Origin of the sequence: Poriferisphaera sp. WC338 (assembly GCF_050931845.1) — a bacterium.
Classification (GTDB): domain Bacteria; phylum Planctomycetota; class Phycisphaerae; order Phycisphaerales; family Phycisphaeraceae; genus Poriferisphaera.
This window is the reverse complement of record NZ_CP194516.1, coordinates 3,876,855-3,901,871: the sequence shown is the minus strand read 5'-3', so window position 1 is coordinate 3,901,871 and position 25,017 is coordinate 3,876,855. Positions and strand designations below refer to the sequence as shown.

Here is a 25,017-nt window from a genome sequence, read left to right as displayed (position 1 = left end):
ACGGATGAAGTGGGTTATTCGAGGGTTATTGGGACTTATCGCGATCATTATTTTGGTCGTGGTGATTGCGCTAATCTATGTTGATACGATTGCGAAAAGTGCGGTGGAATACGCTGCAACCACTGCGACGGGATGTAAAACCACGCTGCGAGATATATCGGTGGGTGTTTTTTCCGGCACGGTGACGCTAGATGATTTGGAGATGGCAAACCCGGAAGGCTGGGGCGACTTGTATTTTTTCAAACTTGGCCACGGAGCGACTGGCGTGAGGCTTTCATCTCTGATGGAAGAGACGGTGGTGGTGCCAAAGTTGGAATTGGATGATCTGACGATCAATCTGATCCAGAAAGGGTCGGAAAGCAACTATCAGACGATCTTAGACAATCTTTCCAAACTGCAGTCCAAGAATGAAGAAACCAAGGAAGCGGAATCCAAAAAGGGTTTTGTGATTAATGAGATCCTCATCAACAATATCACAGTGAACGCAAACATTGACGGTACTGAAATTCCGGTCAAGATCGATCAAATCAGGCTGACGAATATTGGTTCGAATACAGATCAGGGTGTGCTGTTGTCTGAAGTAACAGGGATTATCATTCAAGCAATCTTCAAAGCGATCGTACAGAACGCGCCGGATATCTTGCCTAAGATCATGATCAATGGTTTGAATAATGGCTTGAAGAATGTCGGCGACCTTGGACAGTATGGTTTTGAAACCTTAGGTAATGTGGTTGGTACGCTGCCGGGTGGGGAGCATGTTGAGAAGGCACTTGGCGGCTTAGGTAAAGGTACGAACGAAGTTTTCGATAAGTCCGGCGATGCGATTAAGGGTGCTGGCGAAGGGTTGGGCAATATTGGTAAAGATCTTGGCGGCCTATTCGGTAACAAGAAAGAAGAACAGCCGGCGGAAGAAGAGAAGAAGTAATTTTAGACAGATTAAGTTTGAAGAGGACGGCAATGATGTCGTCCTCTTTTTTTATGTCCCCCCGAAACCCATCCGCCTATTCGTTGTATGAATTTTGGAAAAAGCCCCGTCCACAGAGCGGGCGGGGCTTGAGGTTTTTGTAAACGTAGAACCTGGACTAAGGATTCAGATGAGCTTTGACGGTGGTGTAGATATCTTGTTGGCGGAGGTTGGTGGCGATGATTTTGCCTTGTGGATTGATGAGAAAGATGGCGGGGATGCCGCGGGTTTTATAGGCGGGGCGGACGGTATCGAACTCCCATTTGCCGAGATAGCCTTGCGGGAAAGTGAGGTTGTGTTTCTCTGAGTAGGCGATGGTTTTATTCGGGTCATCATCAAGTGAGAGTGCGATGACTGTGAAGTTGGGGCGGTCTTTGAAGGCGTCCCAAGTTTTTTGGATGTAAGGCATCTGAAGGCGGCAGACTTGAGATGCGGATGACCAGAAAGCGAGCAGGATGTACTTGCCGCGGTCATTGGCGAGGGAGAGGTTGGTGTTGGGCTGGGTGAGGCTTGGCGCGGTGAAGTCGGGTGCGGTGCGTGCGGCGCAACCGAGACAAGTAAGAAGGAGTGCGATGAGAAGGAGTTTGGCGGTGTGTTTCATGTTGCGGTCATTATAGATGGACAGTGGCAAAGAAAAAGGATGACGTTTTGAAGCGTCATCCTTGTCGGTTGTATTGTCTAAGCGCGGATTAGAAGTTGAGCATGCGTTTTTGTGTGCCGAGGGCGGATTCATGAACGCCTTCAGAAAGAGTCGGGTGGGCGTGCATGGTGGCGATGATTTCTTCGGCGGTGGCTTCGAGGGTGATGGCGAGACCCATCTCGGCGATCATCTCGGTGACGCCTTCGCCGACCATGTGAGCGCCGAGAACTTCTTCGTGTTTCTCGCCGACGATGAGCTTGATGAAGCCTTGTGTTTCATTAAGGGCTTGTGCTTTGCCGGAGGCTTGGAAGGGGAACTGTGCGGTTTTGTAGGCAATGTCGTTGTCTTTGCAGTACTGTTCGGTGAAACCAACGGAGGCGATTTGTGGTTGGCAGTAGGTGCAGCCGGGGATGGCGTTGTAGTTGATATCGGGGGCAGCGTGGCCGAACATGCGCTCGACGGCGACGACGGCTTCTTCGGAGGCAACGTGTGCGAGCCATGGCGGGCCGATGATGTCGCCGATGGCGTAAACGCCGGGGACGGTGGTTTCATAAGTTGCGCCGGGGGCTTTGTAATTAGTTGCGGTTTTAATGTGGTTTTTGAAGAGTTCGATGCCGAGTGATGCATCGAAGAGTCCATCGTAGCGGCCCTGCACGCCGATGGCGACGAGGACTTTGTCGGCTTCGATGGTTTGTGATTTGGATTCATCGTCGACGGAGACGACTTGAGCTTCGATGCCGGCGTCTGTTTTCTTGACGGACTTCACGATGTTTTTGGTGAGGATTTTAATGTCGAGTTTTTTGTAGGCTTTGAGCATCGCTTTGGAGACGTCGGGATCTTCGATGGGGACGATACGGTCGAGCATTTCGACGATGGTGACTTCGGTGCCGTAGGCGTGGTAGACGTAAGCGAATTCCATGCCGATGGCGCCGGAGCCGACGACGAGGAGTTTGTTGGGGCGGTCTTTGAGAAGCATGGCTTCTTTGGAGTCGATGATGCGGTCACCGTCGAAGGGGGAGCCGGGCATGGGGCGAGGTGAGGCGCCGGTGGCGATGAGAATTTTAGGTGCGGAGAGAACTGTTTTCGGGTCGGCTTTGAAGTTGAATTTTTCGGGTGCATTGTCTGGCTTGTCGCCGGTGGGCTCGACATCACCGAGGTCGTAGACATTGACGGTTTTGGGGGCGCCTTGTTTAGCAGAAGCGATGAAGGCGTGGCCGTCGTAGTGATCGATTTTGTTTTTCTTCATGAGGAAGCCGACACCTGCATTGAGGTTGCCAGCAACTTTGCGAGAGCGTGCGATGACTTTGTCCCAATCGAATTTGATGTTGTCTGCGGAGATGCCGAACTCATCAGCTTCGTGTGTGAGTTTGTGGTAGAACTCTGCGCCGGCGAGTAAGGCTTTGGTTGGGATGCATCCCCAGTTGAGACAGGTACCGCCGAGTTTATCGCGTTCGATGATGGCAACTTTTTTGCCGAGCTGTGCGGCGCGGATGGCGCCGACGTATCCGCCGGGTCCGCCGCCAATCACGATGAGGTCATATGTTTTGGTTTCAGGCATTTGAAGACTGCTTTCGTATTCCTGTAGATGGTGCTTGGCTGCGTTGGGATGCAATCCTGATTAAAGAGAGACACCTCTTGCGGCCTATTGGCATACTTCCGGTATAACTTCCGGGGGGAGCTATTTTAGCGGATTTACTGTGCGGGGTCTTGTTGGGTGCGGTGGGTTTCGTGGAGTGGGATTTTTGTTTTGTTGCGTGGGAATGATGCGGTGATGTGGGCGCATAAAAAAACAAGGTCGGGTGAGCGACCTTGTAATAGTGAGATTAGTCTATCTGATGGTTAGCTGCTGCGCTTACGTCGGCGGAATGCAAGGGCGGCGAGGGAGATAAGGCCAAGGGAAGCGGCGGTGGGTGTGGGGACGGCAGCACTAACTTCGACGAATTGACCGTAGACGTTCGTGTCGGTGTTAGAGTAGAGGCCGCCTGTGGTGAAGGATGTATCGACGTTGTTTTTATTGGTGCCGAAACCGAGGAGTTGGAGCGCGTAGGTGTTGCCTTTGAATTCGAAAGTTTCATTGGAGGTAAGAACACCATCTATAAAATAGGTGTCTGATTCGCCAGTTGTGCCAGCATCGTAGTTCACGGTGAAGGTAAACGTTTGATCTGGGGTTTTTTTATCTTTGAAATCGTAGTTGACGGCATAGGTTAGGCTGTCAGGTTCGGTGCCTTCGACAGTCTTACCGTTCCAATGTGTTACTTCACCCAAGACGAAAGCTTTTTCAGCATTGACGTCGGATCTGTAGTTTCCGTAGAGTGATTGGGTAACATCCTCGATGGTGTATCGGGGTGAGGGGTTCTGACCGAGATATACACCTCGTTCGTTGAACTGGTTATACGTACCGTTGGTATTAGTTGTGTCAAAAGTAAGTTCGGATTTACCTTTGAACATTGCGGCATCGGCTTCGGGGGCGATTGCACCAAATGAGGTGAAGACGAGTACGCCTGCAGCAGCAAGAGCAAATAGATTGTTCGTGTGAATCATTTTCATGATGGTGTATCTCTCCAGTCCAATGTGTCCCATCCAGATCTAATCAATGGTTAGATGGGTGTGTTTTTTTCTCGTGTTGTCCCTTTGTGTTGTGAGGGATATTAGTATGCTTACAGCAGGGTTTCTAGCGGGTTTTAAAGGGTTTGTTGATTTTTGTGGGCGACTCACATGTCTGATGTGTAAGGCTATTTTTAACTTCTTAGATTGATGCAAGAGTCGTGTGGTTGTTGGCGGGATTGACTTGAAAATTTATTTTGTTTGTTGTGGTCACTAGGGCTTAATGATTGCGACTAAGTCGAGCTTGATCCAAGTGTCGGGTAGAGGCGTATTTTGTAGATCGTGAATATTTGGCGTCTCGGCTTGAGATGTAAGTTTGAGTGTGAGATTGTATTTTTTATCTGCGAGATCGATCTTGAAAATCATGGGTTTTGTGGCACGACTATAGGTAAGCAGGTCGCGAAGTTGGTATTTGATGATGCAGGAAGCAGTGTTGTTGGTGGTGAAGCGGTCGTTAGGCGAGAAGAAAAGCGTGTGCGTGACAGCAGGGGTCAACAATAGATCTGTGGGTATTCGGGCGGGGTTATAAAAATCGATGGAGCCGAGCTTGATGGGAGCGCTAGTATCGATGGAGAAAGATTGTCGTGGCGAAGAGAGGGAGATCATGGGCGTTTCGGGAGCTGTGCCAAGGGAAAGGGTGGCGTGATCGAGTGCAAGCCAATCATCAGGCGTGTTGTCGGATTGGAAGAGTGAAGGTTTTGGATAGCGTCCAATTTGAAATTCTATCTGCGATTTGATGCAGTTGGATTTGCGGTCCATAACTGCTTTTCCCAAGATGAATGAGGCGAAGAGGAGAAGGGGAAGTAAGCTGAGGATGATGCGTTTTTTCATGGGTATGTGTATGTGCGATTAGTGTTTGCGTTTACGGAGCATGAGTAATGCGAGAGAGGCAAGGCCAAGGGAGGCGGCGGTGGGTGTGGGGACGGTGGTGGGAACGAGTTGGAAGTAGAAATTACCTGTGGCAACTTGACCGTTCTGGATGAGGAGGCTGTTGGTGATGGTCTGTCCGTTGTCGGTACTGAAGCCGAGGAGGACAAGGCTGTATTCAACACCTGTGTAGGTAATGGTTGCATCAGCGGTGTCGCCGATGATGATGAGTTCTTGCGTGCCGTTGGAGTTGTCCTGCAAGGCGAGTTCGAAGGTGAAGGATTCTGCAAGGCCGGGCAAATCGAGATTGATGTTGAAATCGGTGACGGCTGTGCCATCTTGGATATTGCCGGCGTAGAAGTAGTAGTTCATGCCTGCGAAAGGTTCATTGAGGTCCGTGCCGTAGTCGATGTAATTGCCTTGTACGCGGACGACGGTGGGCGGGTCATACCATGTGTTGGGTGAGCCGGTGTAGAGATGTTCACCGACACCGGTGTAGGGTGTTTCGGACCATGTTGCGTCATCGGGTTGGCCATCAGGTACGGTGATGGAGCCGGTAGACCAGCCGTATGAAGGTGTGACAGGTGCAGCTGCAGCAGGTGTGGCGACAAAGTTCAGCATGAATGAACTGAACAGTGCGGCTGAAAGATAGATCACGTTGGTTCGCAGGCTTCGGTGTGTCATATTTACCTCAACACAGTCTTGGAAATCGGTTGGGTCGGTTGCCAACGGAAAGTCCGAATGAGCACGTTGCTGTACGTTCGGCCGGAGGCGTGTTGTTGTTCATCCGACCCCGCCGCTCGACCTTCGGAAGCGTGCGTTGTGGAACTCAATGTTCCAGAGGCGCGCTGTTGGCTTGCGTTGCTTAACAAGGGGACGCGGCAAGCCAAATCCCGAGTGAAACAGGAATCATGTTGTTGATCCGACCGCCTCCCCTAGAAGTGTGATTTGTAGAACACACGTTCTAACGGCGAGTTGTTGTTGATCCGACCGACTCGCTGGTGATGCTAATTTGCGGGGTCCCCCTCGGTAGCACCGCACTATAATAGGGAATGTACTAGGGTAATATCAAACTCATACCTAAAAAAGAATTCGGCGTATTGTTGTCGTAAGTTCTTTTAAAATAGTATATTGCGACTTTTGGATGAGTTGTCGCATGATGGGTAAGTTGAAGTGGTTGTGACGGAGTATGGCAGACAGCTTTGGGGTGAATGGTGGGTGGAATAGCCGATCAGACGTGAGAAGGTGCATGGAAGTCAGCAGCGATTTCGGTGCAGGACGCTTTATGACTATAATCCTGCCCCCCGGAAGTTTGAATTGCAGACAATCATTGCGAATCACGAGACCCCACGGGTTGGTGCCCACGAGCTTGAATATGGGATGTCGCTGTTTGGTTGTTGGTGTGGTTGATCAATATTAAGGATAGGAAGTACTCGGATGGATCAGAAGCTGATTAGAAATGTTGCGGTGATTGCTCACGTTGACCACGGGAAGACGACGCTAACGGACCAGATGTTGTATCAGAGTGGGATGTTTCGGACGGAAGATCTGAACAAGCTTGCGGGCGGGCAGCACAATCTGATTATGGATACGGGGGACTTGGAGCGGGAGCGCGGGATCACAATCACGAGTAAGAATTGTTCGGTGCGGTATGAATCGCTTGCGGGGGATGAGTACAAGATCAATTTGATTGACACGCCGGGCCACGCGGATTTTGGTGGTGAGGTTGAGCGTGTATTGAAGATGGCGGATGGTGTGTTGCTTGTGGTGGATTCATTTGAGGGGCCGATGCCGCAGACACGTTTTGTGTTGGAGAAGGCGCTGGGTCATGGGCTGAAGCCGGTGGTGGTGATTAATAAAATTGATAAGCCGAATGCGCGGCCGGACGATGTGATCAACGAAGTGTTTGACCTTTTGGGTGATCTGGATGCGCCGGATGAATGTTTGGAATTTTCGGTGGTGTATGCGAGTGCAAAGGATGGTTGGGCGACATGCAATGGGGATCGGTTAGGCGACGATCATCCGAAGGATATTCGTGAGTTATTTGAGACGATTGTGAAAGAGATGCCGGCCCCTGCGGTGAGCGCGATGGATGATGCAGAGGACGCGCCGCTGCAGATGATGGTGACGACGATTATTTATTCGGAGTATGTGGGACGGATTGCAGTGGGGCGCGTTGAAGCGGGAACAATCAATACCGGCGAACGTGTGACAGTGATTCGGCGTGAGGATGGGAAGCATGTGAACTTGAAGGTACATCAGGTGCAGGCATTTGAGGGGCTGGAGCGGGTTGAGACAGAGCAGGCATGTGCGGGTGACTTGTGTGCGGTGGTGGGCTTGGATGCGATTGATATTGGCGACACGATTGCTTGCGTAGAGAATCCGAATGCGTTGGAGAGTGTGAAGATCGATGAGCCGACGTTGACGATGATGTTCCGTGTGAATGACTCGCCGTTTGGCGGGCAGGATGGGAAGTATGTGACGAGTCGGCAGGTGTGGGACCGTTTGCAGCGGGAATTGCAGAGTAATGTGGCGCTAAGGGTTGAGGTGGGGGAGACACCGGAGCAGTTTGAGGTGAGCGGTCGTGGTTTGATGCACTTGGGCGTGTTGGTGGAGACGATGCGCCGGGAGGGGTATGAGTTAAGTGTGGGCAAGCCGCGTGTGATCTTTAAGGAGATCGAAGGGAAGATGCACGAGCCGATTGAAGAGCTGATTGTGGATTGCCCGTCGGAATGTCAGAACGATGTGATGAGTCTGGTGACGAGTCGGCGGGCGGAGATCATCAGTATGGACCCGAAGCCGGGCGCGGGCGATTATGTTCACTTGGTGTTTTCGATTCCGGCGCGTGGCTTGATTGGTTTGCGAACGCGGATGCTAACAGCGACACAGGGTCGTGCGATTATGCACCATACGCTCTTGAAGTATGAGCCGTTGCGCGGTGATGTGCCCAAGCGGAGCGCGGGGGTGATGGTGGCGACGGATACGGGGCAGGTGACGCCCTATTCGCTGGATAGACTATATGATCGCGGGATCTTTTTTGTGAAGCCGGGTGATCAGATTTATGAAGGGCAGGTTGTGGGTGAGCATTGCAAGGACAATGACATCACGGTGAACTTGGTGATTAACAAGAAGCATAGTAATGTTCGCGCGGCGGGGAGTGATGATGAGACGAAGGTGCGGCCGGCACGTGAAATGAGTTTGGAAGCGTGCATGGAGTATCTTGAGGAAGATGAGATGGTAGAGGTGACGCCGAACTTTGTGCGGATGCGCAAGCGGATGTTGAAGGAAAGCGATCGAAGAAGAGAATCGCGGAAGGCGAAGTCTTAAGACACTGCAAATTGAAGAGACCTCACGTGGAACCCGTGGGCTTGTTTGGGGAGATAGATTTTTTGGGGAAAGAGGTGTGAAAAAATGATCGACATGATGCGGGGGTTTGATTGTAGAATGGGGTGACAGGGGATGATCAATCATTCAGGGTGATGGCATGAAAGGAAGTCGCGATGTTAATGAGTGTGTTGCAAATCCTTGGTGGGTTGGTGATCGCGGTGCTTGGACTTTCGCTTATTTGAATGTTGGGTTGATGTTGGTGGCGATGGGGGAGTGGTGTTTGAACAAGTGGGTGGTGAAGCCAATGTATGTTTGGGAAGACGGGGTTGTGGGGATGGTGGTGCATGGATATGCGAATGATTTTTTTGCTGGGCTGTTTTTGCTTGGCTATACCAATGTGCTGGTGATGTGGATGGGAAGGCGAACTTGGGCTGTATCGAGGTGGTGGCAAGTGGGGTTGATGATGTTGATGGTGGGATTGTTTTGGGAGGGTGTGACGCCGATGTATTGGCAGCGGTCGACAGGAGATGTGTTTGATTTGTTGATGTATCTATTGGGTGGCGGCGTCTATATTGGATTGGTAAAAGTGTGCGGGTTATGGGTGGGCGGAAACAAAGAAAGATCTTGATGTGGTTTGTGTGGTGGGTGGGGCATGTTATAATTTTAATGTGAGATAAAGCTGATTGAATGCGGGGTGCATGCAGTTTTATCAAGGGGAAATTTGCTTGGGAACAGATCAACCACCCCCACCCGACTCCTTGGCCATCGGCCAAGGGGTTTTTTATTGTGCAAGAATAGGTTAGAGGGTACAAATGACAGGTGGTGCGGATTATGCCGGGAAATGGGTGAAATAGTGGAAATGGATATGGGCATTTATATGCATGAGCGTGGTTATCGGGGGAATCGGGGCTATGATCTTTTGGGCATGAATCATGCTTTTATGGGAGTTTGTGGTGGTGGTGTGGAGGGGCTGTGTTTATTGGATGGTGATGGGATGATTTTGATCGACTCGGTGGTTGAGTTGATATGTGGGTGAGACTTATTCGAATGCAGGGATAGATGATTATGAGCGAGCGTGTTGCATTACCAGAGGCGAGTCGGTTAACGGTGAGCGAAGACCGAGGTGGTTACTACCGGATTGTGTTTCCGAACGGAAAGGTAGACGGGACCGCTGTGCGCGAGTTGTATGAAGTAACAATGCAGTTAGCCGACCAGATTGAACAGCTTAAGCTATTGGTGGATTTGTCTGGGATTGAGTTCATGCCGTCGGGTGGGCTGGGGATGCTGGTGACGCTTAGGAAGAAGTTTTTAGGAAGCGGGGGGCAGTTACACATTTATGTGCCGGATGCGCAGGTTCGTGAAGTGTTTATGGTGACGAATCTCGATCGTTTACTGAACTTATACAGTAATGGAGATGAGGCATCGACGAGTTTTAAATAGTGATCATCTAATCGCGAATTAGAGATCATAAAAAGATAAATGACGTCCTCGGTAAGAGGGCGTTTTTTATGTGAGGTCTAATGGCTGATTAGAAGAAGTTTAGTTGTTGAATGATTCGCGGACGATTTCTGCAAGGATTTGTTGTTCGGCGTAGGCGTCGCGGCCAATGGTTTGCCAATAAACCGGTGGGATTCCACGGCGGCGCCATTCGATGGGGACTTCATTCAGGGTGGCGAAGACATCACTGCCGGCGCGGCCATTAAGGTAGCGGAGTGTATTGACGAGGCGTTGCATTTCGACATTAACGAAAAGGTAGTATTCGTTATCGTTGAGCTTGGCAAGTTCAGGGGGAAGTTGTGTATGAGCTGGTGTAGTGTTGTCGGGCAAGGCGGGCAGCGCATTTTGTTCAGAAGGCGCGTCTTTGCCTAATTGTGGATTAGACGGTACATGCTCGCCTTGATCGGGGGGCGTGATGTTGTGAGACCTCAAGAAGGCATCTTCAGCGGATTCGGCTTGTGGCGAGGAGGGGGATGGCGGGATGGTAGAGGTACCTGATTTTTGAACAGGGGTGATACTTTGGGGCGTTGCGTTTTCGGGGGAACTTCCGGAGTTACTTCCAGAGGCGGGGCCTTCTTGGATGGTCAGATCGTATTGTGTGATTTCTGCTTGTGGGGTAAGGACCGAGGCATCAGCTGCGGAGAAAACTTTTTGTCGGGTGAGGAAGTCGTGTTTGATGAGTTTGCCGGTGGTGAGGCGGACGGTGACAAAACGTTGTATCTGGTCGAGGGTGGAAGCGTCGACTTGATCCCAAGTAGCGTTCTTGCCGGCATACCAAGGTTCAAGGACGGTTGGGGAGGCTTGTGCTTTGGTGGTGATGATGCCAAAGCGGTAGTCGTTGCGGTCGAGTTGATAATCGTTTCGTTCAAGAACGGTTGTGGCTGCATCAAAGAGACGGGCGTACTCGGTTTGATCGATTTCGAAGGGGTTGGCTGCGGTTTTGTTTGTGCCGGGAATGGTGGGTGGTGGGGGTGTGGAACAGGCGGTGAGAGTGATCGCGATGAACAGGAGCAGCAGAGATGTGGCGGATGCTTTGGTCATGTGGGCAGTTTAGCAGATGTGGGGAGCATGTTGGGATTAGATATCGTCGGGAGCTTCAAGGGGGTATATTTTGGTAATGGTGGGGATGAGTCGCTCAAGAGCGAGGCTGCGAGAGGCTTTGATGAGAACGATGTTGCCGGGATCGATGATGTTAGCAAGATGGTCGTGAATGGCCTGGGGGATTGGTTCAGCGGCTGGTGAGATGTTGGGGAAGATGCGGATGCGGGTGGTGATGCTGTCCGGTTGATCTTGGAAGGATGCTTCGACGGCAGCGGCTATGCGGGGGCCGATGAAAACGGCTGAGCGTAGTTCATTGGCGGCGAGCATGTCGCGGATGCGGTCGGAGGCTGAGCGATGTTCATCGGTTTCGTGTTCGCCGAGTTCGAGCATGTCGCCGAGGATGGCGATGCGACCGGGGGCAATTGTTTTACTGTAAGGCTTGTTTTGAACAGCAGTTGCAGGTGAAGAATCGGTGGCAGGGGAGATGGAGCCAGCGACAGCAGAGGGCTGGGAGCGTGAACCACGGGGGTAGAGTGAGGTGAGTAAATCGAGCGCGGCATGGAGCGAATCGGGATTGCTGTTGTAGGCGTCGTGGATGAGGGTGATGCCAGATTGGAGGGTGATGCGTTGCAGGCGGCCGGGCGGTGTGGTGAGTGCAAGGAAGCCGAGGTTGAGTTGGATGTCGTCGATGCCGATCCATTTGGCGACAGCAATGGCGGCCATAATGTTGACCGCAGTGTGCCTGCCAAGGAACGGGAGGTGAATATTGTTCAGTGTTTGTTGGTTGGGGAATTGGATGTCGAGTGACATGCCTTCAAAATCTTGCTGGAAGGCGGTGAGCGCGTAGGAAGCGTCGGCGGAGAAGCCGAAGGTAACGCGGTGGTTGGGTTGGGTTGGGGGAGATTGATCTTGATGGGCGTCGATGAGGGGGGCAGCGGATTTTTCGATGGCGATGAGCGCGTTGGGTTTAAGGTGTGGGAGGAGGGAGGCTTGTTCGGCGGCGACGTTTTCAATGTTGTGAAAGAACTCAAGATGTTCACGGCCAATGGAAGTGATGACGGCGGCATCGGGGCGAGCGATAGCGGCAAGGGTATTAACTTCGCCGGGGTGATTGGTGCCGATTTCGAGGACGAGGAAATCGTCGGTGGTAGGTGCGGCGAGGATGGTGAGGGGGACGCCGATGTGGTTGTTGAAGGATTTAGGTGATTGGGAGCCTAGGAGTTGGTGGACGCGCCAGAGGTCGGGTCGTTCACGGTCGGGCAGGCCGATGGATTGTGGAGAGGGCGACGTGTTGGAGGCATTGGTGGGGGAGGAGATCATGCGGCCATGCAGGAGGGCGTGGATGAGATGTCGGGTGGAGGTTTTACCGTTGGAGCCAGCGACAGCGATGAGCTTGACGTTATGGTCGGCGAGGATGTCGCGGTAGGCAAAAGCGAGTGCGTGGAGTGCGGCCAATGTGTCTTGCACATGGAGGATGCCGGGGGCGACGGAGGGTGCGGCGGAATTGATGGTGGCGATGTCGGTTTTGTCCGGATTATCGACGATGAGAAGTGATGCTCCGTTTTGAGCAGCTGTGGGGAGGAAAGTGTGTGCGTCGTGGTTTTCGCCAGCGAGGGTGAGGAAGGTGGCCCCTCCCTGTTTCGTGTGATTCAGAGGTTGACCCGTTGATGTGCTGGGCGCGCTTTGTTGATTGGGTTGTAGGAGATCGCGCGTGTCGGTGCAGATGCCGGAAGTGGGTGATGTCGGTGCGTGGGGTTGTTGCAGCCACGAACCACGGGTGATCATGGCGATATTGGCGGGTGAGAAGAAGGTGTTTTGTGCATCCTGCGGGGTCATGATGATCCTTACTGAAACGGTCTGTCCGGCGGGTGGCGATCCTAAGGAGATTGTACCGGGTCTTATAAGAATCGGCAGGATGGGGCGAAAAGGAATAATTGAGAGGTGGGAAGAATGTACGAGTGTGCTATGTTGTGGTTTGATGCATGGAGGCATGTGATGAAACGATTGACGCATGACAGGTATGAACGAGCGGCGGGTTTTATGAAGCGGGAGGTGCGGCCGTTGGAGCGTGCGATGTTCGCGTATCACTTTGAAGGAGGGGAAGCGGCAGTGGTGGTGAGAGCGCTTGAGGGTTTTCAAAATGAGGATGGTGGGTTTGGGAGGGGATTGGAGCCGGATATTCGGATGGCGGAATCGAGTGTGGTGGCGACAAAGTTTGCACTGCAGGTGATGATGGATGTAGGTGTGGATGAAGATGAGAAGTTGGTGCGGGGTGGGGTTGAGTATTTATTGGAGCAGTTTGATGAGACGCGTAGGGTATGGCCGCTAGTTGGAGAGGATGTGATGATGGCAGCGCATGCACCGTGGTGGAATTGGGATGGATTGGAGAAAGAGTTCGGTGGGTACAAGGTGAATCCGAAGGCAGGCGTGGCGCGTTGTTTGAAATATTATGAAGGGTTAGTGCCGGTGGATTTTGTCAACGGAATTATTGATGATCTTGTGGATGAGCTTGGGGGAGCGGATGAAGTGTTACCATTCTTTGATCTTGTAAGTTATTTGATGTTGTTGCAGATGCCGGGCTTTGAGGCGGCGAAGAATGTATTTGTTTCTAAACAAATGAAGGATATGGCAACAAAGATTGTAGATGGTGATCCGTCAATATGGGATGGCTTTGCGGTGAAGGCAATTTGGCTTGCACCGAGTCCGCATGCTCCATTGGCAGATGTGCTTGTAGATGAACTTGCGATAAATCTTGATTATGAGATTGATCATCAGGGAGACGATGGTGCATGGCGGCCGAGCTGGTCATGGGGCAGCACATTTAAAGATGAATGGGAGAAGGCAGAGCGAGAGTGGACGGGTGTATTAACACTGGCGATGCTACGGAGTTTGCGGGATTTTGGTCAGATTGAAGGGGTTGAGCCAGTGAAGGGTAATGTGTTTAAGTATCACATTGATTAGTGTGATTCATGGTTGTCATCGAAGCGGGTACCCCAGTGTTTGAGAGCTTCAGCTGCATGTTCACGATCGTCGAAGTGGATTTTGATAGTGCCATTTGGTGCGGGAGTGGCGTTGTGGATTAGGTCAAGATCCGTGACATCTTCGGGGCGGAGAATTTGATAGGTTTCGTGTCCCTTGCCGGCGATCAGGACGATGTCATTGGCATCGGCGAGAAGGACGGCGCGCTCGATGGCTTTCGCGCGGTCGGGTTCAATCAAAATGGTGTCTGATGCTAGATTTGTTTGCGATTTACTTCCGGGAGTAGGTGTGATCACATCATTGATGATTTGATCAATGGGCTCGGAGCGTGGGTTGTCGGCGGTTACGATCACTATGTCTGAATACTCATTGGCGACGGCGAACATGCGGGGGCGTTTGGATTTGTCACGGTCGCCGCCGCAGCCAAAGACGGTGATGATGCGTGCTTCGGCGAGCGGGCGTAGCGCAAGCAGCGCGTTTTCGAGTGAGTCGTCGGTGTGGGAGTAATCGACGAAAACGGTAGGCAGGAGGTGTGCGGCAGGTGGAATGTTGAGTGGCTCGTCGGGTTGTCCGGTGATGGGATCGAGGGTGAATTGTGATTGCATCATTTCGATGGCGGCAATATCGGCCTCGGGCGGATTGATGATGACTTGTTCAAGCCGGCCGGGTACTTGTGGGGTTTGTTGGAGTGCTTTGCGTGCGGTTTTGGTTTTGAGGTTTTTCGGGAGAAGTAGTGTGTTTACAGCAGCGACGGCTTGTAGCGCGTTGAGCGCGTTGTACTTACCGATGAGTGGGAGTTGCGTTGCGAAGGAACCCCATGGTCCGGTGTAGCGGGCGGTGACGCCAGTGGTTGAGAGGGCGGTGACTTTGGCGTGTGAGACGAGTTGATGGGTGTGGCCGGCCACAGAGAAATCGGGATCTGAGCCGGTCCAGATGATGTGGGCGGAGCACGTTTGGGCCATGCGGCGCGCGGCGGGGTCGTCTGCGTTGAGGATCGCCCATGCGGATTCACCAAGTGATTCGAAGAGGCGCGCTTTAGCAGCGGCGTAAGCATTCATGTCGGGGTGGAAGTCGAGGTGGTCGCCGGTGAGATTAGTGAAGATGGCGGCGTCGAAGTGTAGGCCTTCGGTGCGTTGTTGATGCAGCGCGTGTGAGGAAACTTCCATCACGGCTGCGGTGCAGTTGTTTGACAACATCCTGTTTAAAAATTTACGGATATCAATGGCGCCGGGGGTGGTGAGATCGGTCTCGGTGATGATATTACCGTCATCGGTTTGCACGGTGCCGATGAGGCCGACTTTTAGATCGAAGGACTGAAGAAGGTGTTGTGTGATAAAGGCGGTGGTGGTTTTACCATTGGTACCGGTGATGCCGAGGAGTTTGAGCTTGGATGAAGGGTGGTCGTAGAAGTTGTCGGCTATGCGGCCGGCGAAAGCTTGGTCGATGTGGATGCCGGGCTTGGTGCGGAGGATAGTGATGTGATCGGGGATTTGATCTTGTGAGTAGGCGGGCGAGTCGAGTGTTGCGTCATAGGTGGGGATGTCTGCTTCGGCGATGTCGATGATGGCGGTTGCGCCGCAATCGATGGCTTGCTTGATGTACTGGCGGGCAGTGCCGGTGGGTGAGCCGATGATGGAGTCGCCGTGGTGTTGCCATGAGCGCGCGATGAAAAGACAGTTAGGTGTGACTGTGCGCGAGTCATCTGTGATGTCGGTGATGGTGATATCGAGCGAACCCTGAGCGAGGGTGAGATTAAGGTCGGTGATGATGTCGGAAAGTTGTTTGCTGATTGCGGTCATAATGGCATCAATTGTAGTCTTGCTTGTTTGGTCAAGGCGAATGGCTACCTATATATCGTGCGGAATGTGGCTTGGAGTGCAATATGAAAAAACCCGCTGAAAAAGCGGGTTGTAGATGGTTATTTGTGAGGTGAGGTTTACGTGAGGGCTGGGGCTGGCTCGGCGAAGTCGACTTCACCGCAGTCGGGGATGATGCCGGCGTCTGAACCTTCTTTGAGCAAGGCTCGCACGGCTGCCCTGCCCCGGTCGCCGTAGTCGAGGGTCCAATCGTTGACGTACATGCCGACAAATTCATCAGCGAGATCGGCGCCCATGTCACGTGCATAGTTCAGTGCAAAAGCGACGGATTGATCGCGGTTTTCCAGTGCGTAGTTGATCGAATCGAGCAGCACGCGGGTGATCTGCGGGGCTTCTTCGATGAGGTCACGTCGGATGGCGTTAGCGCCAAGCGGGAGAGGCAGGCCACGTGAGTCGGTCCACCACTTGCCGAGATCAACGATGAGTTTGAGAGATTGGTTTTGGTAGGTGATTTGTCCTTCGTGGATGATGAGGCCGGCGTCGTATTTGCCTTCGGCGACGGCGGGGATGATTTCATCGAACATGACGAATTCCCATTTGATGTCGTCTTTGGATAGGCCGTGCTCTGCGAGTAGGAGCTGGCAAGCAAGCCAAGCGGTGGTGCGCTCGCCGGGGATGGCGAGTGTTTTGCCTTTGAGGTCGGCGATGTTGAATTCATCTTTAGCGATGATCATGGGGCCATAGCCGTCGCCCATGGACGAGCCGCAGGAAGTCATGATGTATTTATCTGCGACGTAGGGGTATTGATGGATGGAGAAGGCGGTGATTTCGAGTTCGCCTTTTTCGGAGCGGACATTGAGAGATTGGATGTCTTCGAGGATGTGCACGAAGTCGTAGTGGGCGGTATTGATTTTTGGGGTATATTGCTGCCCGTCGGGGCCAACAAAGTTGGCCAAGGGGTACCACATGAAGGCGTCATCGGGGTCGGGGGAGTGGCCGATGTGGAGTATTTTGCGGTCAAGTGCTTCGGTTGTGTTTGTTCCGGGGTTGTTCTCGCTCATGGGGGTGATTGTAACAGGACGAGAAGGAATGTCGATTGCGACTAAATCAATGCGATTTTAACCAAGACATATTTGGCTTTTTTACAGAAGAATATGCATCTTTGTGAATAGGTCCTGTGCTATATTGCATCCACGTATGTTCTATTCCCTGTCGTGATAATTTCGAGGGTACTGACGATGACACAGCAGTTCATTAATCCGGTTGAAGCTATTCAGGATGAAAAGAAGAAGCCATGGTTGTGGGTTTGGCTATTACCACTCGTTGCCATTGTGTGTGTTCTTATTGCAGTGTTCATAGGACGTAGTGCTTTGGAAACCTATCGGGAATGGTATGCGGTTGAAGATTATCAACCTACTACAGCGTCGATCACTGAGAGTGAACGTGTTAAGCGGAGGTACCGGTCTACAAATGGGGCTGGCGAAATGGATCAGAAGTGGGATTTTCATGTTCGGTATCAGTATGAAGTTGATGGCGTCGCATATGTAGGTAAGCGATATAAATTGATAGACACGTTCTATCGCTCAACGACGGCGTGGTTTGAACTTGATAAATATGTTGAATATTACAAGGTTGGTTCGGAGCATACGATTTATTTTGATCCTGAGAATCCAGAACGATCTGTGATCAAAAAGAAGGTAGATTTTCTGGACATAAAAAACAAAACAATCTATCCGATAGTGTTCTGTTTTTTGTTTGGGTTTTTCGCCTTCATAACTTTGTTTGGTGGATTCACGAGTTTGTATACTTGTTTGACTGGTAAGCAGCCGCCGATTACTGCAGGTATGATTTTGGATAAGGTGACTTCACTGAAAATGTCGCGATAAAAAAATGCGAAGTATGCTCATGGGGGATCAATATTTGTGTGAGTGATGTTTTGGTTGCGGTGTGAAATTGATACGCCAAAGGATATGCTATGATTCGTGTTGAATGACTCGCAATGAGGAGATGGCGATGAGTATGGTTCGGCTATTAGATGATGTGGAATTGCCGCTGCGGAGCGAGACACCGGCGGCGTGGGCGGCGGGTGTGCTGGAAGACAAGCTGTCGTTGCTCAATGATCATGCGCATCTGGAGAAGAAGGCGGGGCTGAACGCGATAGAGATGCTGAACCGTTGGCCTGAGCCTGAGCCCCCCGAGGCGTGGGTGCAGATGATGTGCGGGGTGGCGAAGGATGAGGTGGAGCATTTGGCAATTGTTTGCCGCATTTTGCATAAGCGCGGCGGGGCGATCACCAAGAGCCATCGCAATGCATATGCCAAAGGATTGCGGGATTTGATCCGGATTGGGAAGGATACGAGTTGTACGGGACTCATTGATCGGCTGATGGTGAGCGCGCTGATTGAGCTGCGAAGTTGTGAGCGGTTTGCAGTGCTGGCGGAGAATTGTGAAGAGGACAAGGAGCTTGCGAATCTATATAAAGGTTTATGGGCGAGTGAGCATGGGCACTACCGGACGTTTTTGAAGATGTGTTACAAGGTGCCGACGGTTTCGGCGGATGAAGTCGATGCACGTTGGGATTGGTTCTTGGATCAGGAGGCGGCGATCCTTGCGAAGCAGCCGGCAGGATATGGGATGCACTCTGGCCCCTGTCCTCGGAAGTGAATCTTGTTTGATCTAAGCGAAGGATAGACATAAAAAAACCGAGCAGGTGGTGGTCCTGCTCGGAAGCTTATGCCGGCGTCTGTGCTCGATTCCCTCTCACACATGTCTGCTCGTCCGTGAACAGGAGCTTACCGGTTGATTAGTCGTGTTGTCTATCCGCTGATTAGTAAACCAATGCAACGGCGTCTTCGATGGACTCGATGACTTGTCGAACATGGAATGGTTTCTTGAGATAGCCATCAAAGCCATTCTGGAGCAGGTGTTGTGCCTGACCATCGGTGAGCTTGCCACTCATGGCGACGATCTTGGTCAACTGCAAATCATTGTTGCTGCGGATGAGCTTAAGGATGTCTTCACCCTTGAGGTCTTGCAGATGCATGTTCAGAAGCATCACGTGTGGGCGATTCTTCTCGCAAGCAAGGCCGGCTTCAAAGCCGCTGTGTGCGGTGTGCACTTCATAATTTGCCTGTTCTGCAAGTACTTTTTGAAGTACTTCGATGATTTCATTGTCGTCATCCACGATGAGCACGCGCGTCTGGCCGGACTGTAAACCGTCCAGCGGGATGTTGTGCGCCTTCATGAATTTGATCAATGAAGCGAGTGGGATGCGGCGATCTTTGGAGCCGGGAATACGATATCCCTGAAGCTGTCCTGAGTCGAACCATTTGCTAACGGTGCGTGGTGCCACGTTGCAGATCTTTGCGACTTCGCCGGTTGTTAATATATCTTTTTGTCTGGGCATACCTAATCAACCTTTCTCCGGTAGGTCCTCCATCAGACGCGACCGTTGTACTTCCTAGAACCGTCACCAACGTCTGACACAGAATAGATCGGCAGGTTGTAAGGGTGTATTAACCGTTAGGAAAGGAAAAAGCGCACTTCATCGTCGCCACGCTCATGACTGTTACTGCCAGCAAGCAAGGTCCGAAAAAATGCACGCTGAACAGAGTCAGCCGCAAACTAAGCTGTCAGGTGAGACACAATCCTCATTGCGTAGGTCCGAAGAGAGATATGATCCGGACGCATTCACCTGTTTAAGCAGCATGTGGGAGGATACTTGCTGCTTGTCACACACCCTATCATTCGGGTTAAGAATCGTCAGAGCAACAGTGCGATTGTTTGCTAGGATTTATCGGCCCTAGTCAACACCAACAATCGCATGAAATAGCTTTGAAATAAGCGTTATTTGCAGATTACATAGGGCTAGTATTTCATCTATTCAATTCGTTAGTGTTAGACCGCGTTGCCAAGTAACGGGAGAAACGCGATCGGTGAGCCGGGCGGGATCAGATCATTTTGCATCGGCAGACGAATAAGCCCCGCAGCCTCAGCGGTATGTGCGATATCGCCTGAACCTTGCCATGAAATCCTCTCGATTTGATCATGTGTGTCGCCAATGAATCGAGCCATGCGGAACAGTTCGCGCTTGGGGTTAGGTTTGAGCGCTTCAGCATTCCAAACCCTACGCCACGGCAGCGCATGATCATGATGATGTGCTTCGATGCTCTGCATGTGATTGATGAGTGGCCAAACAAACAGATGAAACGTTACCAATACGCTGACAGGATTGCCGGGTAAACCAATGATCATCGGTCCGTCGCCGTCAGCAGGTTGTGCAATGAAGATCGGTTTGCCGGGTTGGATCATGACACCATGGACGATGGGGATGTAGCCGAGACCTTGCCAGATGTTGGGGAGTAGGTCGCGCGTGCCGGCGCTCACGCCGCCGGTGGTGAGGATGATGTCGGACTGCGTGGCAAGACGTTCCGCGGTTTGAATCAGTGCGTTTTCTTCATCCTTAATATGGATATGTTCAGCAAGATTACCGCCAACCAGTGAAGCGAGTTGCTTTAGCATGGCAGCGTTTGAATTGCGAATCTGATGTGTTTGAATTTGGCTTGCAGTTGTTTCGGGTGGCAAAACTTCATCCCCGGTGGTCATGAGGCTGATGCGAGGCGGTTCTTTGATGGAAAGTTGTACTGCCCCGGCAGTTGCGGCAATAGCGAGATGATGCGGCGACAGTTTTATACCGGGTGAAAGTAATTCAGTACCAGCTGTCGCATCAGACGCACGTTTGTGGATGTGGTCACCTGCTGAAACCGGGTCTTTGCTGAACCGTACATGTGATCCATCCTCACTAACCTCAGACAGTTCAACTTGAATCACCGTGTCATAGGGCTCGGGTACCGCTGCCCCGGTCGCAATGCGCGAGACACCAGTTGCAAGATCGACATTTGGATCTGGCAATTGGCCGGCAAAAATTTCTCCCACAATCGGCAACCATTGATTCACCTGGTAGTGTGCCGCAATGAGCGCGAATCCGTCCATGGCGGCTCGGTTGAAGGGCGGCTGGTCCCGGTCTGCTAAGACCGCTTTCGATAGCACGTGCCCGATGGCGTGATCCAGACCGATTTCAGCATCAGGCATGTGTGGTGCCGCTTTAATCAACGTTCCCAATGCAGCTTCATAACTTGGCAATTTGTCCTGAGTTCTTCGAGATTCCATGCACGCATCATATCGTTAATCTTGCGTAAAGGTGATCCCATTTGTTTGTCAAAAGCGGGATTTTCACGTTCAAAGTACACATGGTTTTGCCGTTCGGGCGTCTGCCTTCTACACTTGCCTGCATGAAAGCAATTGTTTTTGATTTTGATGGCGTAATTTTCGATTCTGAGCCCGTACACTTCCAGGCCTTCCTCATGGTCAGTAAAGGCATAGGGTTTGAGTTTGACTACGAGAAGTACCTGCAAGAATTCATTGGTTTTGATGATCGGGATGCGTTTCGGGTGATGCTTGATATGGTCGGCTTTGAAGGCACGAAGCGCGATCGTATTGTGGAGCTTTGTCAGCAAAAACAAGATGCATTTGAGGCGTTGGTTAATGCTGGGGCTGCTCGCCCGATTGATGGCGTGGTCGAGCTTATCACTCAGATCAAACAGGCAGGTATTCCCTTTGCTGTAGCCAGCGGTGCGACACGAATGGACATTGATCTTATGCTTGGCAGTATCGGTCTTGCGGATCAGTTTGATATCATTGTGACAGCTGATGATGTGGCAGCATCGAAGCCGCACCCTGAAACCTATACAAAAGCTGTCGATCTTTTGGCGCAAAAATACGAGGAGCTTGATCTTAAGCCTGAAGATTGCGTAGCGATTGAAGACACAACAGCTGGAATTAAATCCGCACGTGCGGCAGGTTTGCAAGTACTCGCCATCACAACAAGCAACCCTGCCGAAGTTTTGCACGAAGCGCACCGCGTGATCGAGCAATTTGATGGAGTGTCGCCTGAAAAGCTTAATGATTGGTTTATAGATTAAATTGCGCATGCTAACCGCATGTGATTGGGAGTAAAAAAATGACTGTTGCAGATGCGCCATTAATGCTCAGTGTCAGTGGGATGCGTGGTTATGTAGGGCAATCGCTCACGCCGACCGTGGTTGCGCGTTATGCCGCCTCATTCGGCAGTTGGCTCAAGCAATCGCTTGATCAAGATGTTGTGCCGCATGTAGTGGTTGGCCGTGATTCACGCCCTTCTGGTGAGATGTTCGAAAACGCTGCTGTGTCCGGTCTTACTAGTGTTGGTTGCAAAGTCACGCGCATTGGTATCGCTTCTACGCCCGGTGTCGCCATTATGGGTCGCCATCTTTCCGCAAATGGCGGCGTCGTTATCACCGCCTCACACAACCCCATCATCTGGAATGGGTTCAAAGCACTACGTCACGATGGTGTTGCTCCACCACCAGACCAAGCCAATCTCATCATTCAGCGTTTTCAAAACGATGATCTCGACTATGTCGGTGTTGAAGAAATACAACCGACCAGTTCCAATGATTCTGCTGCTCAGGTTCATGTTGACATGGTTTTGCCGCATGTGGATGTTGATTTGATTAAGTCAGCGAATCTTCATGCAGTAGTTGATTCCGTTCACGGTGCGGGTGGGGTTGAGGCGAAGCTTCTTCTCGATGCTCTTGGTGTGAAGGTCACCCATCTTTTCGCTGAACCAACTGGCCAGTTTCCACACACGCCCGAACCCCTCAAAGAAAATCTGATCGAACTTGCGGATGCAGTCAAAGCACATAGCGCCGATATTGGCTTCGCCCAAGACCCGGATGCCGATCGGCTTGCCCTTGTTGATAACAACGGCGAGTACATCGGCGAAGAATATACGCTTGCACTTTGTGCTAAGCACCTTCTCGGTAAAGGTGACACTGCTGCTGCAAACCTTTCCACTAGCCGCATGATTGATGACATCGCCGAAGCTGTTGGGGCAACTGTGGTTCGTACCGCCGTTGGCGAAGCCAATGTGGCAGCCGCGATGCAAGAGAATAACTCCGTCGTTGGTGGCGAGGGAAATGGCGGTATCATCTTTTCGCCGGTCATTCATGTTCGCGATTCACTTGTCGGCATGGCCATCCTTTGCGAAATGCTCGCCAAACGCAAATGCAAGCTTGATACGATCGTTGCTGAGATTCCTAGTTATTCAATTATCAAAGATAAAGTCAACCTTGAACCCGGTATGGGTGACAAAATTCGTCCGACGATGGAATCTGTTTTCAGTGACCAAAAAATTGATACCCAAGACGGTGTCCGCGTCGACTGGGATAACAAATGGGTTCATGTCCGCACTAGTAACACTGAGCCCATCATGCGCATCATTGCAGAGGCAGCTACAGAAGCAGAAGCCCGCGATCTCATTAATCAGGTTCGCCAGGCGCTTGGCTTGTCGTAATTTCATCTGTTAAAAATCAGCGAGGCTTGATCGTCTGCATCGCATCTAGGCGATCACCTTTTAGCGGTGTGAACACAACTTGTAATACCCCGCCTTGCTTAGCAATTTCCGCATCGTCCATTCGTAGGCGGAAGAGATATCCTCGTGAAATCGGATCGTAATATTTTTGTTGTGCTTCAAGTGTAAACACTTCGATGTCCCAAACATAAAGTTGTGTTCCCGTACCCATCGGACCAATATCTTCAAGCAACTCAAACGAGAACTGTCCTGTTCCTTTCACCGAGTCGCCCATCTGGTCGAACAATTCGACCCGCGCATCCAGTACCTGCTCGCCATCGCGTACTGCAAAGCGCGTCGAAGGATAAATTCGCATCGCTGTTGGCACTGGCTGCCAGCCTTCACCAATAATCAGTGGGCGGTTTGCTTGCTGGTCGTTCGCTTTAAACGAGCATGCTTGCAACAACCCGATCATGATTACAGCTAACATCCACCGAAACATCATTGATTTACACTTTTCCATGTACCATGAAGATACGTATAAATCTGTCCCGGATCAATCATCCTTTTAATACGACTTCACCACTGGCTCCTCATCCTCAATGACTTTCTTCCCTTTCTGCACGTCACGATCTATTGAACCCTCAACCGCAACATATCCTAGTGAGCTTAGCAGTAGAACCGCCAAGGCAATTACTGATTGTGACGTTTGTCCAATGACTTCCTCATGACTCGGAAACAACAATACAATCATCGCTGTCACTTGCGTCAAAAAACTTACCACAAACTTTCGACTAGTAAATCGTTTCCCAATCTCAGATTTTTTCTTCGCCATATCTTTGCCTCTCACTTAAAAAGCCAATGTAGCTGTCACAACCTGGTCAATTCGTTTGATAACATCCGCCATCTGATTCAATGTACGTTTATCGATCTCAAGCTCAGCGATAAGTGATTGATAATGCTCGTCTTCTTCAATCAATTTCACAGACTGTTCGATTAGTCGTATTTGATCAATTGCCTGCGCCAGATGCGGGTGTCGCGCTGCCCATGTATCCCAGCTGAGGTTAAGTCGTTCACTGACTAATTCTTTTAGTTGTTGCCTTTTCATTTTTTTGCTCCGTCATTCCCCAGGTTACTCCTATTCCAAATCACACCTTGTTCTAGTCGCCATAGATCAAGACCAACTGTGCCGCGAAGCAGATCATCTTGCTGTCGTAATAATTCCGTCGCTTTTTGTTGTGCTTCCCACGCTGCCATCAAGTTTTGCTGCTTGCGGTCGATTGCTTCGAGCTGACTATGATAATTCTCAATCATCATTTCTCGTGCAGTTGTATAAACGCTTGTTGCTTCTAGCACCCATTCGCTACTCAGAGATTCTTGTGAAGTTAGATCCCTCTCATAGGCATCCCGTAAGGATGCTTTCATCTGCATATGTCGTTGTTCTTCATCCAATCGCCGCATTTTCATCTGTGCAGCTTCATCCGCGAGGACCTGTCCTACCATCTCTAACACTGGTACGACACTGGGAGGCGATGTGCATCCAGTCAATAATATTATAAGTAGTAATAAAACATATAATGAGTGCCTCATCGTTATCTCCTGTTTATGCTGCATCTTGATGCATCGATTGGCTCATCACTTCCAACAGTTCCTTGAGTTGCATCTGTGTCTGATCAAACCGTTCAATCGCCTGTGTGTTTCGCCGAATAAGCTTGATCAGAACCGCTAATTCTTCCTGCTGTCGTACTAGCCGTTGATGTGCCTGGCTTAGCTGCCGCTCATATTTACGCGACATCATTCTTTCCCACACCCAAAGCACGCCCATCAAACCTGCTACGCCAAATTGCACCATATACTTCATGGTATCCGCTGCCATCACTTCGCCTTACCT

Annotated in this window: 25 protein-coding genes; 9 read left to right on the top strand and 16 right to left on the bottom strand. The window is 51.1% G+C overall.

Annotated elements, in window-relative coordinates; genetic code table 11:
* Positions 1 to 4: 4 nt before the first annotated feature.
* Entirely contained in the window at positions 5 to 925 is a 921-nt protein-coding gene (locus tag ACQ6WK_RS16175) for a hypothetical protein (RefSeq protein ID WP_432798429.1), read from the top strand.
* Positions 926 to 1,082: 157 nt separating this feature from the next.
* On the opposite strand, the gene ACQ6WK_RS16170 is transcribed toward ACQ6WK_RS16175, so the two are convergent.
* From ACQ6WK_RS16170 to ACQ6WK_RS16150, 5 genes are all read right to left on the bottom strand, one after another.
* Entirely contained in the window at positions 1,083 to 1,697 is a 615-nt protein-coding gene (locus ACQ6WK_RS16170; protein ID WP_432798428.1) for a peroxiredoxin family protein, read from the bottom strand.
* Positions 1,654 to 3,162 (bottom strand): dihydrolipoyl dehydrogenase, encoded by a 1,509-nt coding sequence (lpdA, locus tag ACQ6WK_RS16165; protein ID WP_432798427.1) that lies wholly within the window; start codon positions 3,160 to 3,162, stop codon positions 1,654 to 1,656. Before lpdA ends, ACQ6WK_RS16170 begins: the two co-directional genes overlap by 44 nt.
* Positions 3,163 to 3,443: 281 nt before the next feature.
* Positions 3,444 to 4,151: a choice-of-anchor K domain-containing protein gene (locus ACQ6WK_RS16160; RefSeq protein WP_432798426.1), complete on the bottom strand. Its 708-nt coding sequence runs from the start codon at positions 4,149 to 4,151 to the stop codon at positions 3,444 to 3,446.
* Positions 4,152 to 4,421: 270 nt separating this feature from the next.
* Complete coding sequence (locus ACQ6WK_RS16155; RefSeq protein ID WP_432798425.1) at positions 4,422 to 5,039, bottom strand: hypothetical protein; 618 nt, start codon at positions 5,037 to 5,039, stop codon at positions 4,422 to 4,424.
* 18 nt (positions 5,040 to 5,057) lie between these two features.
* A complete protein-coding gene (locus ACQ6WK_RS16150) occupies positions 5,058 to 5,759 on the bottom strand; it encodes a hypothetical protein (protein ID WP_432798424.1) in 702 nt (233 codons plus the stop codon).
* Between the two features lie 753 nt (positions 5,760 to 6,512).
* On the opposite strand from ACQ6WK_RS16150, the gene typA reads away from it, so the two are divergent.
* The 3 genes from typA (at position 6,513) to ACQ6WK_RS16135 (ending at position 9,842) form a co-directional block, all read left to right on the top strand.
* Complete coding sequence (gene typA, locus ACQ6WK_RS16145) at positions 6,513 to 8,402, top strand: translational GTPase TypA (protein WP_432798423.1); 1,890 nt, start codon at positions 6,513 to 6,515, stop codon at positions 8,400 to 8,402.
* Between the two features lie 157 nt (positions 8,403 to 8,559).
* Positions 8,560 to 9,030, top strand: coding sequence for a hypothetical protein (locus ACQ6WK_RS16140; RefSeq protein ID WP_432798422.1), 471 nt, complete (start codon positions 8,560 to 8,562; stop codon positions 9,028 to 9,030).
* Positions 9,031 to 9,467: 437 nt separating this feature from the next.
* Complete coding sequence (locus ACQ6WK_RS16135; protein WP_432798421.1) at positions 9,468 to 9,842, top strand: STAS domain-containing protein; 375 nt, start codon at positions 9,468 to 9,470, stop codon at positions 9,840 to 9,842.
* Between the two features lie 99 nt (positions 9,843 to 9,941).
* On the opposite strand, the gene ACQ6WK_RS16130 is transcribed toward ACQ6WK_RS16135, so the two are convergent.
* Together ACQ6WK_RS16130 and ACQ6WK_RS16125 are read right to left on the bottom strand one after the other, a co-directional pair.
* On the bottom strand, positions 9,942 to 10,940 hold the full coding sequence (locus ACQ6WK_RS16130; RefSeq protein ID WP_432798420.1) for a hypothetical protein: 999 nt from the start codon (positions 10,938 to 10,940) through the stop codon (positions 9,942 to 9,944).
* A gap of 36 nt (positions 10,941 to 10,976) precedes the next feature.
* Positions 10,977 to 12,776 (bottom strand): UDP-N-acetylmuramoyl-tripeptide--D-alanyl-D-alanine ligase, encoded by a 1,800-nt coding sequence (locus ACQ6WK_RS16125; RefSeq protein WP_432798419.1) that lies wholly within the window; start codon positions 12,774 to 12,776, stop codon positions 10,977 to 10,979.
* Between the two features lie 159 nt (positions 12,777 to 12,935).
* Between ACQ6WK_RS16125 and ACQ6WK_RS16120 the strand changes: the two genes are divergently transcribed.
* Positions 12,936 to 13,901 carry a hypothetical protein gene (locus ACQ6WK_RS16120; RefSeq protein ID WP_432798418.1) on the top strand — a complete coding sequence of 322 codons (966 nt, stop codon included), beginning with the start codon at positions 12,936 to 12,938 and terminating at the stop codon, positions 13,899 to 13,901.
* On the opposite strand, the gene ACQ6WK_RS16115 is transcribed toward ACQ6WK_RS16120, so the two are convergent.
* Positions 13,898 to 15,718 (bottom strand): Mur ligase family protein, encoded by a 1,821-nt coding sequence (locus ACQ6WK_RS16115; protein ID WP_432798417.1) that lies wholly within the window; start codon positions 15,716 to 15,718, stop codon positions 13,898 to 13,900. The genes ACQ6WK_RS16120 and ACQ6WK_RS16115 overlap by 4 nt on opposite strands.
* A gap of 137 nt (positions 15,719 to 15,855) precedes the next feature.
* Positions 15,856 to 16,797 (bottom strand): menaquinone biosynthesis family protein, encoded by a 942-nt coding sequence (locus ACQ6WK_RS16110; protein ID WP_432798416.1) that lies wholly within the window; start codon positions 16,795 to 16,797, stop codon positions 15,856 to 15,858.
* Positions 16,798 to 16,974: 177 nt separating this feature from the next.
* Here ACQ6WK_RS16110 and ACQ6WK_RS16105 point away from each other — a divergent pair, with 177 nt between their 5' ends.
* A complete protein-coding gene (locus ACQ6WK_RS16105; protein ID WP_432798415.1) occupies positions 16,975 to 17,622 on the top strand; it encodes a DUF3592 domain-containing protein in 648 nt (215 codons plus the stop codon).
* 103 nt (positions 17,623 to 17,725) lie between these two features.
* Positions 17,726 to 18,400: a tRNA isopentenyl-2-thiomethyl-A-37 hydroxylase MiaE gene (gene miaE, locus ACQ6WK_RS16100; protein WP_432798414.1), complete on the top strand. Its 675-nt coding sequence runs from the start codon at positions 17,726 to 17,728 to the stop codon at positions 18,398 to 18,400.
* Positions 18,401 to 18,563: 163 nt separating this feature from the next.
* Here miaE and ACQ6WK_RS16095 read toward each other — a convergent pair whose 3' ends face one another.
* Entirely contained in the window at positions 18,564 to 19,142 is a 579-nt protein-coding gene (locus tag ACQ6WK_RS16095; protein WP_432798413.1) for a response regulator, read from the bottom strand.
* A gap of 491 nt (positions 19,143 to 19,633) precedes the next feature.
* Complete coding sequence (locus ACQ6WK_RS16090) at positions 19,634 to 20,905, bottom strand: molybdopterin molybdotransferase MoeA (protein WP_432798412.1); 1,272 nt, start codon at positions 20,903 to 20,905, stop codon at positions 19,634 to 19,636.
* 122 nt (positions 20,906 to 21,027) lie between these two features.
* Here ACQ6WK_RS16090 and ACQ6WK_RS16085 point away from each other — a divergent pair, with 122 nt between their 5' ends.
* Positions 21,028 to 21,717, top strand: a complete 690-nt coding sequence (locus ACQ6WK_RS16085) for an HAD family hydrolase (protein ID WP_432798411.1) — start codon at positions 21,028 to 21,030, stop codon at positions 21,715 to 21,717.
* 38 nt (positions 21,718 to 21,755) lie between these two features.
* Positions 21,756 to 23,129, top strand: a complete 1,374-nt coding sequence (gene glmM, locus ACQ6WK_RS16080) for a phosphoglucosamine mutase (protein WP_432798410.1) — start codon at positions 21,756 to 21,758, stop codon at positions 23,127 to 23,129.
* 16 nt (positions 23,130 to 23,145) lie between these two features.
* Here the strand turns inward: glmM and ACQ6WK_RS16075 are convergent, their stop codons facing one another.
* The 5 genes from ACQ6WK_RS16075 to ACQ6WK_RS16055 form a co-directional block, all read right to left on the bottom strand.
* A complete protein-coding gene (locus ACQ6WK_RS16075) occupies positions 23,146 to 23,616 on the bottom strand; it encodes a hypothetical protein (protein ID WP_432798409.1) in 471 nt (156 codons plus the stop codon).
* Positions 23,617 to 23,694: 78 nt separating this feature from the next.
* On the bottom strand, positions 23,695 to 23,961 hold the full coding sequence (locus ACQ6WK_RS16070) for a hypothetical protein (protein ID WP_432798408.1): 267 nt from the start codon (positions 23,959 to 23,961) through the stop codon (positions 23,695 to 23,697).
* Positions 23,962 to 23,976: 15 nt separating this feature from the next.
* Positions 23,977 to 24,234, bottom strand: coding sequence for a hypothetical protein (locus ACQ6WK_RS16065; RefSeq protein ID WP_432798407.1), 258 nt, complete (start codon positions 24,232 to 24,234; stop codon positions 23,977 to 23,979).
* Positions 24,231 to 24,716, bottom strand: a complete 486-nt coding sequence (locus ACQ6WK_RS16060; RefSeq protein ID WP_432798406.1) for a hypothetical protein — start codon at positions 24,714 to 24,716, stop codon at positions 24,231 to 24,233. Before ACQ6WK_RS16060 ends, ACQ6WK_RS16065 begins: the two co-directional genes overlap by 4 nt.
* Before the next feature lie 13 nt (positions 24,717 to 24,729).
* Positions 24,730 to 25,002, bottom strand: coding sequence for a hypothetical protein (locus tag ACQ6WK_RS16055; protein WP_432798405.1), 273 nt, complete (start codon positions 25,000 to 25,002; stop codon positions 24,730 to 24,732).
* Between the last annotated feature and the right edge of the window lie 15 nt (positions 25,003 to 25,017).